Origin of the sequence: uncultured Propionibacterium sp. (assembly GCF_963539965.1) — a bacterium.
GTDB lineage: Bacteria > Actinomycetota > Actinomycetes > Propionibacteriales > Propionibacteriaceae > Propionibacterium.
Genome location: NZ_CAUTOU010000017.1, coordinates 21427 through 35215, shown reverse-complemented (window position 1 = coordinate 35215; position 13789 = coordinate 21427). Strand labels below are relative to the sequence as shown.

13 protein-coding genes are annotated in these 13789 nt (G+C 72.1%); 6 read left to right on the top strand and 7 right to left on the bottom strand.

Annotation, left to right across the window (positions count from 1 at the left end):
• The 3 genes from R2N01_RS04935 to glmS all read right to left on the bottom strand — a co-directional run.
• Positions 1-1102 (bottom strand): NAD(P)H-hydrate epimerase (locus R2N01_RS04935; protein WP_316669046.1); only part of this gene is annotated, 1102 nt, incomplete at its 3' end.
• Between the two features lies 1 nt (position 1103).
• The gene (locus R2N01_RS04930) at positions 1104-1472 is read right to left on the bottom strand and encodes a holo-ACP synthase (RefSeq protein ID WP_316669044.1); all 369 of its coding nucleotides are present in this window, start codon (positions 1470-1472) and stop codon (positions 1104-1106) included.
• A gap of 9 nt (positions 1473-1481) precedes the next feature.
• Entirely contained in the window at positions 1482-3326 is a 1845-nt protein-coding gene (gene glmS / locus R2N01_RS04925; RefSeq protein ID WP_316669042.1) for a glutamine--fructose-6-phosphate transaminase (isomerizing), read from the bottom strand.
• 199 nt (positions 3327-3525) lie between these two features.
• Here glmS and coaA point away from each other — a divergent pair, with 199 nt between their 5' ends.
• Positions 3526-4497 carry a type I pantothenate kinase gene (gene coaA / locus R2N01_RS04920; protein ID WP_316669050.1) on the top strand — a complete coding sequence of 324 codons (972 nt, stop codon included), beginning with the start codon at positions 3526-3528 and terminating at the stop codon, positions 4495-4497.
• Between the two features lie 13 nt (positions 4498-4510).
• On the opposite strand, the gene glmM is transcribed toward coaA, so the two are convergent.
• The 3 genes from glmM to rplM all read right to left on the bottom strand — a co-directional run bounded on the left by glmM (position 4511) and on the right by rplM (position 6928).
• Positions 4511-5863 (bottom strand): phosphoglucosamine mutase, encoded by a 1353-nt coding sequence (gene glmM / locus R2N01_RS04915; RefSeq protein ID WP_316669040.1) that lies wholly within the window; start codon positions 5861-5863, stop codon positions 4511-4513.
• Between the two features lie 97 nt (positions 5864-5960).
• Positions 5961-6467, bottom strand: a complete 507-nt coding sequence (gene rpsI, locus R2N01_RS04910) for a 30S ribosomal protein S9 (RefSeq protein ID WP_316669038.1) — start codon at positions 6465-6467, stop codon at positions 5961-5963.
• A 17-nt stretch (positions 6468-6484) separates the two neighbouring features.
• Positions 6485-6928 (bottom strand): 50S ribosomal protein L13, encoded by a 444-nt coding sequence (gene rplM, locus R2N01_RS04905; protein ID WP_316669037.1) that lies wholly within the window; start codon positions 6926-6928, stop codon positions 6485-6487.
• Between the two features lie 559 nt (positions 6929-7487).
• Between rplM and R2N01_RS04900 the strand changes: the two genes are divergently transcribed.
• The 5 genes from R2N01_RS04900 (at position 7488) to R2N01_RS04880 (ending at position 12994) form a co-directional block, all read left to right on the top strand.
• Positions 7488-8456 carry a hypothetical protein gene (locus R2N01_RS04900; RefSeq protein ID WP_316669035.1) on the top strand — a complete coding sequence of 323 codons (969 nt, stop codon included), beginning with the start codon at positions 7488-7490 and terminating at the stop codon, positions 8454-8456.
• Positions 8457-8575: 119 nt separating this feature from the next.
• Complete coding sequence (locus R2N01_RS04895) at positions 8576-10672, top strand: elongation factor G-like protein EF-G2 (protein WP_316669033.1); 2097 nt, start codon at positions 8576-8578, stop codon at positions 10670-10672.
• A gap of 60 nt (positions 10673-10732) precedes the next feature.
• Complete coding sequence (gene trmB / locus R2N01_RS04890; RefSeq protein WP_316669030.1) at positions 10733-11521, top strand: tRNA (guanosine(46)-N7)-methyltransferase TrmB; 789 nt, start codon at positions 10733-10735, stop codon at positions 11519-11521.
• Positions 11518-12372, top strand: a complete 855-nt coding sequence (gene truA / locus R2N01_RS04885) for a tRNA pseudouridine(38-40) synthase TruA (RefSeq protein WP_316669028.1) — start codon at positions 11518-11520, stop codon at positions 12370-12372. Before trmB ends, truA begins: the two co-directional genes overlap by 4 nt.
• Positions 12373-12382: 10 nt before the next feature.
• Positions 12383-12994, top strand: coding sequence for a methyltransferase (locus R2N01_RS04880; protein ID WP_316669026.1), 612 nt, complete (start codon positions 12383-12385; stop codon positions 12992-12994).
• A gap of 171 nt (positions 12995-13165) precedes the next feature.
• Here the strand turns inward: R2N01_RS04880 and R2N01_RS04875 are convergent, their stop codons facing one another.
• Complete coding sequence (locus R2N01_RS04875; RefSeq protein WP_316669024.1) at positions 13166-13750, bottom strand: class I SAM-dependent methyltransferase; 585 nt, start codon at positions 13748-13750, stop codon at positions 13166-13168.
• Positions 13751-13789: the final 39 nt, after the last annotated feature.

Here is a 13789-nt window from a genome sequence, read left to right as displayed (position 1 = left end):
GAGCCGCGCCCACCGGGTCGCCGGCCACCTCGGCGCGGTCGAGACCGAGCATGCGGGCGAGCTCGCCGGCGTGCGGGGTCGCCAGGCACCCGGCGGGGAGCTCGATGGGCAGCTCGGCCAGGGCGTCGGCGTCGAGGACGAGTGGCACCCCGTCGGCCAGGCGCTCGGCCAGCCGCTCCCGGTTGCGCCCGGCATCGCCCCAGCCGGAGCCGACCAGCCAGGCCTGGACGCGTCCCGGGCCGAAGGTGACCGACGGCATCGTGGCGGCGACCATGGCGGGCACCGGATCGGGTGCGCAGCAGCGGATGAATCCCGCCCCGGCGTGCAGGGCGCCGCAGGTGGTCAGGACGCCCGCGCCCGGGTAGCGCGCCGAGCCGGTGTCGATGCCGACGACGCCGCGCGAGTACTTGTCGGCCTCGGGGCCGGGCACCGGCCAGCGGGCGGCGAGGTCGGAGCGCTCGGCGGCGAGGACGGCCTGGCCGGCGACGACGATGCCGATGTCGGCCACTACGACGCGGCCGCATCGACCGGCCGCCGGCTGGGCGACGTGGCAGAGCTTGAGGGTCCCGAAGGTGACGGTCCGGGCCGCCGTGAAGCTCGACGGGTGGTCGGCGCCGACCAGGTCGGCGTCCAGGCCCGAGGGCACGTCGACGGCCAGCACGGGCACGGCCAGGTCGGTGCAGGCGCGGGCGAACTCGGCGACGGGCTCGCGCAGACCAGCACGCCCGCCGATGCCGAGCACGGCGTCGATGACCAGATCGGTCTCGGCCAGGGCCGCGACAGCGGCGAGTGCGTCGATCTCGCGGGCACCGGCGCCCCTGGCAGCCGCCCGGCCCGACTCGTGCCGGCGCGGCGAGGTGAACCACAGCGAGACGTCGGCGCCCGCCTCGGCCAGGTCGCGGGCCGCGTACAGGCCGTCCCCGCCGTTGTTGCCCGGCCCGGCTGCCACGAGGACGCGGGCACCGGCCGGATCGGCGAGCATGTCGAGGGCGTTGGCACTGACGTGCGCAGCGGCCGTCTCCATGAGCCCCTGCCCGGGGTGGGCGTCGAACCAGGCCTGCTCGGCGGTCCTGATCTGGTCGGCTGTGGCGACGGTCCGCATCTCAGCGCGCCTCGGCGATGACGACGGCGGTGGCCACCGGCCCGTCATGGCTCAGCGACAGGTGGAAGAAATTGGCACCCAGCGCGTCGGCGCGGGCCTTCACCGAGCCCCGCACCTCGAGCACGGGGCGGCGACCGGCGCCGACGACGATCTCGGCATCGCGCCACGACAGGTCCCCGGGCGCCCCGAGAGCCTTGGCCAGGGCCTCCTTGGCCGCGAAGCGGGCGGCCAGCGACTCGGGCGCGCGCGGCAGCCCGTGGGCGAGGCGCTCGTCGGGGCTGAACAGGCGGTCGAGGACGCCGGGGCGGCGCTCCAGCATGGCGCTGAAGCGCCCGACCGAGCAGACATCGACGCCCACTCCGATGATCATGTCCCGCCCCTACTCGACGGTGACCGATTTGGCCAGGTTACGGGGCTGATCGACGTCGTTGCCGAGCGCCGTGGCCAGCTCGCAGGCGAACAGCTGGAGCGGTACGACGGCCAGGACCGGCTGCAGCAGGGTGCTCACCCTGGGCAGGCGGATGACCTTCTCGGCGTAGGCGTCGACCCCGGTGTCGCCCTCCTCGGCCAGGACGATGGTGCGGGCGCCGCGGGCGCGCACCTCCTGGATGTTGCTCACGACCTTGTCGTGCAGCTGGTCGCGGCCTGCCGGCGGGACGATCACGAAGACGGGCATGCCGGGGTCGATGATGGCGATCGGACCGTGCTTGAGCTCGCCGGCGGCGAAGCCCTCGGCGTGCAGGTAGGCGATCTCCTTGAGCTTGAGCGCGCCCTCCATGGCGGCCGGGTAGCCGACGTGGCGTCCGAGGAAGACGTAGTCGCCCTGGTCGATCAACTGGTGGGCCAATCCGTAGACGTCGTCGGCCCCGTCCAGCACCCGCTGGATCTTCGGCGGCATGGCGGCCAGCTCGTCCATGACGGCGCCGATCTCGTCGCCGAACTTGACGCCGCGCACCTGGGCGAGGAACAGGCCGAGCAGGTAGCAGGCGATGAGCTGGGTCAGGAAGCCCTTCGTGGAGGCCACGCCTATCTCGGGGCCGGCATGCGTGTAGAGCACGGCGTCGGACTCGCGCGGGATGGTCGAGCCGTTGGTATTGCAGATCGCGACGATCCTGGAGCCCTGATCGCGGGCGTGGCGGATGGCCTGCAGCGTGTCGGCGGTCTCACCGGACTGACTGATGGCCACGCACAGGGTGTTGGCGTCGACGATCGGGTCGCGGTAACGGAATTCGCTGGCCAGTTCGACCTCGCAGCCGATGCGCGTCCAGTGCTCGATGGCGTACTTGGCGACCATGCCGGCGTAGTAGGCGGTGCCGCAGCCGATGATGATGATCTTGTCGACCCGGCGCAGCTCGTCGGGGCCGATGCGGATCTCGTCGAGCGCCAGCTCGCCGCTGCCGGAGTAGCGGCCGAGCAACGTGTCGGCGACGGCCCTGGGTTGTTCGAAGATCTCCTTGCGCATGAACCAGTCGTAGCCGGCCTTCTCGGCGGCGGTGGTGTCCCAGTCGATGTGGTAGGGCTTGGTCCCGACCGGCCTGCCGGCGAAGTCGGTGACCTCGACCGAGTCGGCCGTGATGACGACGACCTGGTCCTGGCCGAGCTCGATGGCCTCGCGCGTGTGCTCGATGAAGGCGGCCACGTCGGAGGCCAGGAAGTTCTCGCCGTCCCCGACGCCGACGACCAGCGGCGAGTTGCGACGGGCCGCGACGACGCGGGTCGGGTCCTGGGCGTCGATGGCGACGAGCGTGAAGGCGCCCTCCAGCCGGGAGCAGACCCGGCGCATGGCGCCGGCCAGATCCCCGGTCCGGGCGAGCGCGCGGCCGAGCAGGGCTGCGGCCACCTCGGTGTCGGTCTCGGAGCTGAAGGCGACGCCCTCGGCGGTCAGCTCGGCCCGCAGGAGCGCGAAATTCTCGATGATACCGTTGTGGACGAGTGCGACGCGTCCGTCTGCCGACAGGTGCGGGTGCGCGTTCGCGTCCGTGGGCCCGCCGTGGGTGGCCCATCGGGTGTGGCCGATGCCGATGGTCGAGGCGGGCAGCGGCCGGGCGGCCAGCTCCGCGTCGAGATTGGCGATCTTGCCGGCCTTCTTGCGCCACTCGATACGGCCGTCGGCGCCGACGGCCACGCCGGCGGAGTCGTAGCCGCGGTACTCCAGACGGCGAAGACCCTCGACGATGACGTTCACGGCCTGCTGGGGGCCGACATAGCCAATGATTCCGCACATGGCCTCTACTCTAGGGGCACGCGGCGCCCCGGCACGCGCCGGGCGGCGGGCCCCGGTCCCGTGCCGCCCCGCGCGGGAACCTTCTCACCGGCCTCCGCGCCGCGCCGAGTGGACATCCTCGCCCCGACGTGGTGGGCTTTCATGGGTGCAGAGCTCACAAGACCCCGGCTCCGGCGAGCCGGCCCCCCGCACCGGTCGTCTGGACGCGGTCGCCCGCAGCGCCGAGACGCCCGGCGGCCCCTGGCTCGAGATCCCCCGCACGCAGTGGTCCCGGTTGGCGAACGGCTCCTCCCTCGCCCTCGACCGGGCGACCGTCGAGCACCTGCGGGGGCTGGACGACCCGACCGACGAGTCCGACGTCGAGCAGGTCTACCTGCCGCTGAGCCGGCTCATCGAACTGCACCGCACCAACCGCGGGCGCCTGTGGGGCGCCCAGAACCGTTTCCTCGGCCTGAACCCGGCCACGACGCCGCGCACCCCCCTCATCGTCGGCGTCGCAGGTTCGGTGGCCGTCGGCAAGTCCACGACGGCCCGCCTGCTGCGCGAGCTGCTGGCCCGCGGGGAGAACCATCCCCATTCGGTGCTGGTGACCACCGACGGCTTCCTCCTGCCGAATGCCGAATTGGAGGCCCGCGGTCTGCTGGACCGCAAGGGCTTTCCCGAGAGCTACGACCTGCGGGCCCTGCTGAAATTCGTCATGGACGTGAAGTCCGGCCGTCCCGAGGTCTCGACGCCGGTCTACTCCCACACGCTGTACGACGTCGTGCCGGACGAGCGCGAGCGGATCCACCGCCCCGACATCCTCATCCTGGAGGGTCTCAACGTACTGCAGCCGGCCGGCACCGGGCGCAGCGAGCGCTCCAGCGTGGCGGTCAGCGACTTCATCGACTTCTCGGTCTACGTCGACGCCGAGGAGTCCGACATCGAGCGCTGGTACACCGAGCGCCAGCTCGTCTATCTGCGCGAGGCCGCCGCCGACGGCAGCAGCTTCTTCCGCGACTACGCGGGCACGAGCGACGAGGACTTCCGCGCCCTCGCTCACCAGGTGTGGGCGAGGACCAACGGCCCCAATCTGCGCTCCAACATCGCCCCGACCCGGCCGCGCGCCACGGTGATCCTGCGCAAGGGCCCCGACCACCGCATCTCGACGGTGCGCATCCGCAAGGTCTGAGGCCCCGACGGGGCTACTTCAGGCCGACCCGCTCGGCCACGACGCCGGCCAGCTGCCGGGCGATCTCATCGGCCTGCTCCTGGGTCGCGGCCTCGACCATGACGCGCACGAGCGGCTCGGTGCCGCTGGGCCGCAGGACGACGCGCCCGGTGTCGCCGAGCCTCTTGCTGATGGCGGCGACCCGACCGGTGATGACCGGGTCGATCCCGGCGCGCAGCTTGTCGACGTTCGGCACGTTGACCAGGGCCTGCGGCAGGCGCCTCACGACACCGGCCAGCTCGGCGAGGGTGGAACCGCTCCTGGCGATCTGCCTGGCCACGTGCAGGCCGGTCAGCACGCCGTCGCCGGTGGTGGCGAACTCGCTCATGATGACGTGGCCGGACTGCTCGCCGCCGAGGGTGAAACCGTTGGCGGCCATGTCCTCGAGCACGTAGCGGTCGCCGACCTTCGTCTGGTCGACATGGATGCCGTGCTCGCGCATGGCCACGATGAGACCGAGATTGCTCATGATCGTGGCGACCAGGGTGCTCTCGGCCAGCTTGCCCTCGGCCCGGAGGCCCAGGGCCAGGATGGCCATGATCTGATCGCCGTCGATCCAGTTGCCCTGGGCGTCGACGCCCTGGCAGCGGTCGGCGTCGCCGTCGAAGGCGAAGCCCAGGTCGGCGCGCCGGGCGAGGACCTCGGCCTGCAGGCTCTCGATGTGCGTCGAGCCGCAGCCGTCATTGATGTTGAGCCCGTCGGGGCTGCGGTGGATGCCGACGACCTCGGCGCCGGCGGCCTCGAAGGCCGGCACGGCGGTGACCGATGAGGCGCCGTTGGCGCAGTCGAGGACGATGCGCAGGCCCGTCAGGCGCACCTCCCCGAGAGAGTCGACCAGATGGCCGATGTAGGCCTGCAGGAGCCTGCCGTCGCGGCGGATGTGGCCGACGCCCGCCCCGGTGGGGCGGTCCCACTCCTCGCCCATGCGCTCCTGGATGGCGTCCTCGATGGCGTCGTCGAGCTTGACGCCGCCACGGGCGAAGAACTTGATGCCGTTGTCGGGCATGGGGTTGTGGCTGGCCGAGAGCATCACGCCCAGGTCGACCTCCTCCGTGGCGACCAGATAGGCCAGGCCCGGGGTCGGGATGACGCCGACGTCGATGACGTCCACGCCGGCGCTCGCCAGGCCTGCCATGACGGCGGCCTGCAGGAACTCGCCGGAGATGCGGGTGTCGCGTCCGACGATCGCCACCGGGCGGCGCCCGTCGAAGGCGCCCGCCTCGCCGAGCACGTGCGCAGCGGCGACGGACAGGTCGAGAGCGAGCTCTGCCGTGAGATCGCCATTGGCGAGGCCACGGACGCCGTCGGTTCCGAACAATCGAGCCATGGGTGGAACTCTACCCATCACCCCGCCCCATCCCGGACCAGCGCGCCGCGAATGAGCGTCGTTGGCGGAATCACCGCGTGCACGGCGCGGGGAGGAATCAGCGCTTGGAGTACTGGGGCGCCTTGCGGGCCTTCTTGAGGCCGGCCTTCTTGCGTTCCTTGACGCGGGCGTCGCGGGTGAGCAGGCCGGCCTTCTTGAGGACCGGACGGTTGGCCTCGGTGTCGATGGCGTTGAGCGCGCGGGCGATGCCCAGGCGCAGGGCGCCGGCCTGGCCGGTGGTGCCGCCGCCGCCGATGCGGGCGACCACGTCATAGGCGCCGACGGCGCCGGCGGTGACGAAGGGCTCGTTGATGAGCTGCTGGTGCACCTTGTTGGGGAAGTACTCCTCAAGGGTGCGGCCATTGACGCGGTAGGCGCCGGTGCCGGGGACGAGACGGACACGCGCCACGGCCTGCTTGCGGCGACCCGTGCCGGCGCCGGGGGCGACGACGGCGGGACGCTCGGCAGCGGCGGCGGAATCGGAGCGGTAGGCGATCTCGCGGTTGTTCTCGTCGGTGAACGGCGCGATGCCGGTCTCGACGTCCTCATTAACGGTCTGGGACACAGTCAGTTCCTCGTTGTTCACTGCGCAATCTGGGTGATCTGGTAGGGCTGGGGCGCCTGGGCCCTGTGCGGATGCTCGGGGCCGGCGTACACCTTCAGCTTGCCCATCTGCCGACGGCTCAGCTTGTTCTTCGGCATCATGCCCCAGACGGCGCGCTCGACGGCCCTGCGGGGATCCTTCTCGAGGAGCTCACCGATCGGGGTGACGCGCAGGCCGCCGGGACGGCCGGAGTGGTCGTAGCGCAACGAATCGGTGCGCTTCCTACCGGTCAGGGCGATCTTGGCGGCATTGACCACGACGACGAAGTCACCGGTGTCGACGTGCGGCGCGTAGACGGGCTTGTTCTTGCCCCGCAGGAGAGAGGCAGCGGTCACGGCGAGACGGCCGAGCACGACGTCCTCGGCATCGATGACATGCCAGGCCCTGGTGACTTCGCCAGGCTTCGGGCTGTAGGTTGACACGGTCGCAGACCATCTTCCACTAGTTCGCTACGGATCATGAGCTCGCCTCGCGCTGCCGGGCACGGCCGCCGGGGCGCCCATGAGGGGCCCGCCGGGCCGGCGCACCACCAAGGCGGAGGCGCAACGCCGACTAACAATAGCCCGCGCACCCCGTCCTGGTCAAAGCAGACGGGCGATCGCCCGGGACGGGAACCGCCCGGTGACGCCGGATCCGCCGGGCGCCGGGCTCCCGGCGCGAGAGGCTCGCCCGACCCGCCCAGGACGACGCGGAGGCGCGGGCGCCAGCCGCGCACCGGACCGCCGGCCACGGCGGGGCCTCGCGGACCGAGAGACGGACCGCGAGGAGCGAACCGTGTCGCATGAGCGTGGTCGCCCGTGCGGCGCTTCCGCGCCGCGCAGCCCGGGGACCCCGAACCTGGGTGGAACCAGAGAGAAATGCAACCAGGCGATCCCGATGTTGACCTGATTTCTGAAGAGTCTTAGACTTTTCTCAGAAATTCCGTTCAGGGTGCCCGATCTTCCCCTTCGGCACTCCCGCAGATTTTGAGGATTTTGTTGCATGAGCGCACGCAGGGCACTGGTTGAGCAGCCCGCCGGCACGCTGTCGGCGCCACTCGCCCTCACTGCAGCCACCACAGCACGCAGAGCGATGACCTCCGTACCGGCCCGCCGGGCGCTCGAGAACGGCGAGTTCATCGCGGCGCCCGCCGCGCGCCGCGCGCTGGCCGAGTCCCTCGAGGCGATCGCCCCGCCGCGCGCCCGCCGGGCGGCCGAACCGGTCGTCCCCGTCGCGCTGACCATCGACGGACCGGGGCCCGAGCGCGCCTTCATCAAGGCCGACCCGGCCCCCCGCAGACGCCGCGGCAATTCGCGCTTCATGGCGGCCGGTCTCGGCCTGGCCGCCGTGATCGGCACCGTCTCCGGCGGCCTGGCCATCACCAACAGCGCCATGGCCTCGGGCACCGCCACCCCGCAGGACGTCGTCGCCACCGAGGCCGAGACCATCGCCATCGACCCGGCCAGCACCGAGCCCGATCCGGCTGCCGAGACCCCGGCCGTCGTCGAGGTCGAGCCCATCACGGTCGAGATCTCCACCCCCGTCGACCCGGCCGGCGTCACCGCTCCCGGCCAGAAGACGCCGCTGTCCACCGCGGCGGCCATCGAGAAGGCCAAGTCGATGGTCGGCAACCAGGACTACGGCAACATGTGCCTGGCCCTGTCGGCCGCCTTCTACGGCTACTCCAGCGCCGGCGTGAACTCCGCCACCGATGCGGCCGCCACCATCCAGGCCGCCGGCCAGATGCACACCGACATGACGAACATCCCGGTCGGCGCCCTCATCTGGTACGACGGGGGTCCGTCCGGCAATCCCTACGGGCACGTCGCCATGTACGCCGGCGACGGCATGATCTACTCCAACGGCGCCCCTACCGGCGTCGGTCTCATCCCGATTAACGAGCCGGCCGACGGCTGGCACGAGCCGATCATCGGCTGGTCCACCGTCTGGCTGCCCAGCGCGACCAGTTGATCGGAGAACGCCCGTCGGGGGCCCGCGTCCGGGCGTTTTCGCCCGTTTCACGCCATTCACCGCCGATGTCCTTGCCAGAGCGGCGATGTAGGGGGCAGTGTGTGCACATGAGTTCAAGGGTGAGCACAGCACCACAGATCCAAGGCCCGGAAGACCTGCGCAACGTGGTCCTCGTCGGCTCGGCCGGCAGCGGCAAGACCACGCTGTTCCAGAACCTCCTGAGGGCCCGTATCCCCGATTACCGTCCCGACAAGGAGGACGCCGAACGCGGCAGCACGCTGATGCTGGCGAGCGTCGTGGACCACAACGACACGGCCGGTGACGACGTCGTCGTCAATCTGCTCGACGCGCCGGGCCATCCCGACTTCGCGGGCGAACTGCGGGCCGGCCTGCGCGCGGCGGACGGCGCGATCTTCGTCATCAGCGCCTCCGACGGCATGGACCCGATCACCACGTCGTTGTGGTCCGAGTGCGCCGCGACCGGCATGCCGAGGGCGATCGTCATCACCAAGCTCGACACGGGCAAGGCCGACTTCGACACCGCGCTGGAGGCCATCACCACGGCCTTCGGCTCGGGCACGCACCCGGCGTACCTGCCCCTGGAGGACGCGGGCGGCCAGGTCGTCGGCAACATGAGCCTGCTGACCGGCCACGTGCACGACTACTCCAGCGGCCAGCGCGTCACCACCGATGCGAACGAGGCGCAACGCACTCTCATCGAGTCCTTCCGCACCGACTACGTCGAGTCGATCATCACCGAGTCCGAGGACGACGCCCTGCTCGAGCGCTACTTCAACGGCGACGAGCTGAACAACGACCAGGTCGTCGAGGCGCTGCTGTCCGCCATGTACCACGGCGGCTTCTTCCCGGTCATCCCTGCGCGCCTGGACGGCATCGGCGCCGAGGAGATCTTCGGCCTCATCCACCGCGGCTTCCCGCGTCCGACCCGGCGCACGCTGCCGCTCATCGCCGACACCAACGACGAGCCCGTCGACCCGCGGCTCGGCTCGGTGGAGGGTCCGCTGCTGGCCGAGACGATCCGCACGATCGCCGACCCCTACGCCGGCCGCCTGTCGATGGTGCGCGTCTACTCCGGCGTGCTGACCCCCGAGGCCGTCGTCCACGTGGCCGGCCACCGCGAGGCCCTGACCGGGGCCCGGCACGGCCGCGAGGACCACGACGCCACCGAGCGCGTCGGACTGCTGAGCGTCCCGGTCGGCACCGGCACCGCGCCGGTGGGCAGGGCCGTGGCCGGTCAGATCGTCTACGTGGCCAAACTGGCCAGGGCCGACACCTCCGACACCCTCTCGGACACCGGGTACCCCGTCGTCATCGAGCCCTGGGCGCTGCCCGAGCCGCTACTGCCGACGGCCATCGAGGCGGCCGGGCGCGGCGACGAGGACAAGCTCTCCGCGGCCCTGAACCGCCTGCTCATCGAGGATCCGACAGTGCGGGTCGGACGCGACCAGGACACCGACCAGATGCTCCTGTGGACGATGGGCCAGGCTCACCGCGACCTGGTGCTGGCAAGGCTGCGCGAACGCTACGGCGTCTCGGTGAACACCCCGCCGGTGCGCGTGGGCCTGCGCGAGACGTTCATCCGCCCCGCGGAGGGCCACGGGCGCCATGTCAAGCAGTCGGGCGGCCACGGTCAGTACGCGGTCTGCGACATCCGCATCGAGCCCGGCGAGCGCGGCAGCGGTTTCGTCTTCGTCGACGAGGTCGTCGGCGGCGCCGTCCCCCGCCAGTTCATCGGCTCGGTTGAGAAGGGCGTCGCCGCCCAGCTCGCCAAGGGCACGGTCAGCGGCCACCCGATGGTCGACGTCAGGGTCACGCTGCACGACGGCAAGGCCCACTCGGTCGACTCGTCCGACATGGCCTTCCAGTCGGCCGGCGCCCTGGCGCTGCGCGAGGCCGCGGACCCCGGGACGGTGGCCCTGCTGGAACCGGTCGACGAGGTGGCGGTGCGCTGTCCGAACGAGCACCTGGGCGCCGTGATGACCGATCTGGGCAACCGGCGCGGTCAGGTCAGCGGCACGCAGTCCGGTGACGGCGGCTTCACCACGGTGACGGCCCGCGTCCCGGCGCTCGAGCTGCTCGACTACGCCATCGACCTGCGCAGCATCGCCCGCGGCGCGGCCAGCTTCACCCGTTCCCGCGCCGGCTTCGAGTTGATGCCCGCCAACAAGGCGGCCGCCTATCTCGAGGAGCCCTGATCGGAGCCCCGCCCCGCCGGGCACGCGGAACCGGCGGGGCGGCAAGTAAGCTGAGTGATCGTGCCAGAGCATGTTGCCCCGTCCGGCCCGATCGGGCCCGGTCTCCCGGATGCGAACGCCGCCGGTGCGGCGGACCGCCCGGGCCGCGGCGTCGTCTCGTTCGTGCGCCGCGGCTCACGCATGAACGCCTCCCAGCAGCGGGCGATGGACGACCTGGCGCCCCGCTACCTCATCGACGTGCCGCGCGCCGACATGTCGACCTCGGTCGCGCCGGGCGCATGGATCGATCTGGCCGAGCGCTTCGGGCGCGAGGCCCCGCTGGCCGTCGAGATCGGCTCGGGCACCGGTGACTCGCTGGTCGCCATGGCCGGCGCCCGCCCGGAGATGAACGTGCTGGCCTTCGAGGTCTACGCGCCGGCCGTCGCCTCGACGATGGGCAGGCTCGACCGCGCCGGCGTGCGCAATGTGCGCCTCATCGCGGCCGATGGCGCGGAGGGCCTGCGCGAGCTGGTCGGCACCGCGAGGCTCACCGAACTGTGGACCCTGTTCCCCGACCCGTGGCCCAAGAAGCGCCATCGCAAGCGCCGCCTGATCGCCCCGGCCTTCGCCGGACTCGTCGCCGACCGGCTCGCCGACGGCGGCCTGTGGCGCCTCGCCACCGACTGGACCGACTACGCCGAGCAGATGGCCGAGGTCCTGGGGGCCAGCGGCCTGTTCATCAACCAGTACGCGGACCGGCCCGGCGGCTGGGCTCCGCGCGGGACCCGTCCGCTCACCCGTTTCGAGAGGCGGGGCCTGAGCACCGGGCGCGCGATCCGCGACCTCGTCTGGACCAGGGCGCCCCGATGAGCCCGGATACCGGGACGGCCGGCACCCGGCGCCTGCGCCTCGACATCGGCTACGACGGCGCGGGCTTCCACGGCTGGGCCGCCCAGCCGGGCCTGCGCACCGTCGAGGGTGAGCTGGCCTGCTGGATCGGCCGGATCGCCCGCCTGGGGACCGATGCCGAGCTGACAGTCGCCGGACGCACCGACGCCGGCGTCCACGCCCGCGGCCAGGTCGCCCACGTGGACCTGCCCGCCGACGTCGTCCCGGCCGAACTCGAGCGCCGTCTGCGCAGGGTCCTGCCGCCCGACATCGCCGTCCATCGCGTCGGCAGGGCGGCGACCGGGTTCGACGCCCGCTTCGCCGCGCTCTGGCGCCGCTACGTCTACCGCCTGTGGGACGAGCGCTCTCGCCCCGACCCGCTGCTGCGCGGCCAGGTCACCGCGGTGAGCGGGGTCCTCGACGCCTCCCTGATGAGCCGGACCGGGTCCCGCCTGCTGGGGCTGCGCGACTTCGCGGCCTTCAGCAAGCGGCGCGAGGGCGCCACGACGATCCGCACGCTGCTCGACTGCACCGCGACCAGGGTCGGCGATCAGTGCGGGACGGTCGAGCTGACGGTGCGCGCCGACGCCTTCTGCCACTCGATGGTGCGCTCCCTGACCGGCGCGCTCGTCGCCGTCGGCACCGGCCGCAGGCCGCCGGGGTGGATCGACGAGGTGGCGGCCGGCACGAAGCGCCACGGCGGAGTCCTCGTCATGCCCGCCGGCGGCCTGTGCCTGGAAGAGGTCGGCTACCCCGGCGACTCCGAACTGGCCGGGCGCGCCGAGCAGGCGCGCGCCCTGCGCGCCCTGCCCCGGACGGGGGCCGCACCGTGAGGGGATGAGGATGAGCCACTACTTCATCACGCCCCGGGGCCGGGGGGGCCGGGGGCGCACGCGCATCGTGCGCGCCCGCATCTGGGGCCATGAGCTGACGCTGACCAGCGCGGACGGCGTCTTCAGCGCAGACCGTCTCGACCTCGGCACCGCGGTGCTGCTGCGCGAGCTCGACCCGCCGCGGGACCGCCCGGCTCGCTTCCTCGACCTGGGCTGCGGCATCGGCCCGATCGCACTGGGCCTGGCCTTGGAGTGCCCGGGCGCGCGGATCGACGCCATCGACGTGAACGAGCGCGCCGTCGAGCTGACAGCCGCCAATGCGAGAGCTCTCGGCCTCGCCGACCGTATCACCGCGTGCGTCCCCGAGGCCGTCGAACCGGCGGCCCGCTACGACGAGATCTGGTCCAATCCCCCGATCCGCATCGGCAAGGCGGTGCTGCACGGGCTGCTGGGCACCTGGCTCGGGCGGCTGGTCCCCGATGGCGTCGCGCACCTGGTGGTCGGCAGGAATCTCGGGGCCGACTCGCTGGCCGCCTGGCTGAGGCAGCAGGGCTGGCAGGTGGTGCGGGTGGGCTCGGCCAAGGGTTTCCGCGTCCTCGACGTGACCCGGGCCATCGGCTGATCCGCCCGACGGGGGACCTGCGACGACGGTACGGCCGGGTCGGGGCCCGGGCGGTCATCGGGCCGACGACGCGTCCGGCAGGACCGGCCCGGCCCCGCGCACCGGATCGCCGCGGTCACTGCCGGAATCCGAATGGACACCCCGGCAGGACCGGATTGGGCGTGGTACGGGTCATCCCGCCTTCTGGATGAACAGCAATCCGGCCCCCACCGGCACCAGGACCGCATCGGTGCTCGGTTCGCCGTCGACGAGACGACGAAAACCGGCCACGTCGCCGGCGTGCGAAACGCAGTTGTCGACCACGGCCAGAGCGCGTGGGGCGAGAATTCTCCGCACGTCAGGCCAGTACCCCGCGTAGGCAGGGCGCTCCGCGTCGAGGAGGCAGAAGTCCACCGAGCCGGGCGCCGTCCCGGCCAGCACCTCACCGCCGTCCCCCAGGACGAGGTCGACCCGGTCGGCGAAACCGGCCCGGACCAGATTCGCCCTCGCCTCAGCCATGCGGCCTCGGTCGTTGTCCACGCTGACCAGACGCGCACCCTCGTCGAGGGCATCGGCGAGCCAGATGGTGGAATAACCGTTGGACGTACCGATCTCGAGCACCGACCGGGGCCGAAGACCGCGCAGCAGCATGTTCAGGAACTGCGCACTGTCGTGCTCCAGATTCCGGTAGCGTCGCCGCCGATCCGGTTCGGCCTCGTCGTGGGACCGGCCATGAGCCAGAAGACGGTCGACCTGAGCGTGAACGGCGGGATCCATGCCCCCAGCATGATCCGTGCCCCGGTGCGGAGGGCGGTT

What these genes read in the sequence shown, in the direction of transcription:
- R2N01_RS04875 (WP_316669024.1), bottom strand. Translation starts at nt 13,750, where the DNA reads ATGGATCCCGCCGTTCACGCTCAGGTCGACCGTCTTCTGGCTCATGGC.
- R2N01_RS04880 (WP_316669026.1), top strand. Translation starts at nt 12,383, where the DNA reads ATGAGCCACTACTTCATCACGCCCCGGGGCCGGGGGGGCCGGGGGCGC.
- R2N01_RS04900 (WP_316669035.1), top strand. Translation starts at nt 7,488, where the DNA reads ATGAGCGCACGCAGGGCACTGGTTGAGCAGCCCGCCGGCACGCTGTCG.
- R2N01_RS04930 (WP_316669044.1), bottom strand. Translation starts at nt 1,472, where the DNA reads ATGATCATCGGAGTGGGCGTCGATGTCTGCTCGGTCGGGCGCTTCAGC.
- glmM (WP_316669040.1), bottom strand. Translation starts at nt 5,863, where the DNA reads ATGGCTCGATTGTTCGGAACCGACGGCGTCCGTGGCCTCGCCAATGGC.
- truA (WP_316669028.1), top strand. Translation starts at nt 11,518, where the DNA reads ATGAGCCCGGATACCGGGACGGCCGGCACCCGGCGCCTGCGCCTCGAC.
- glmS (WP_316669042.1), bottom strand. Translation starts at nt 3,326, where the DNA reads ATGTGCGGAATCATTGGCTATGTCGGCCCCCAGCAGGCCGTGAACGTC.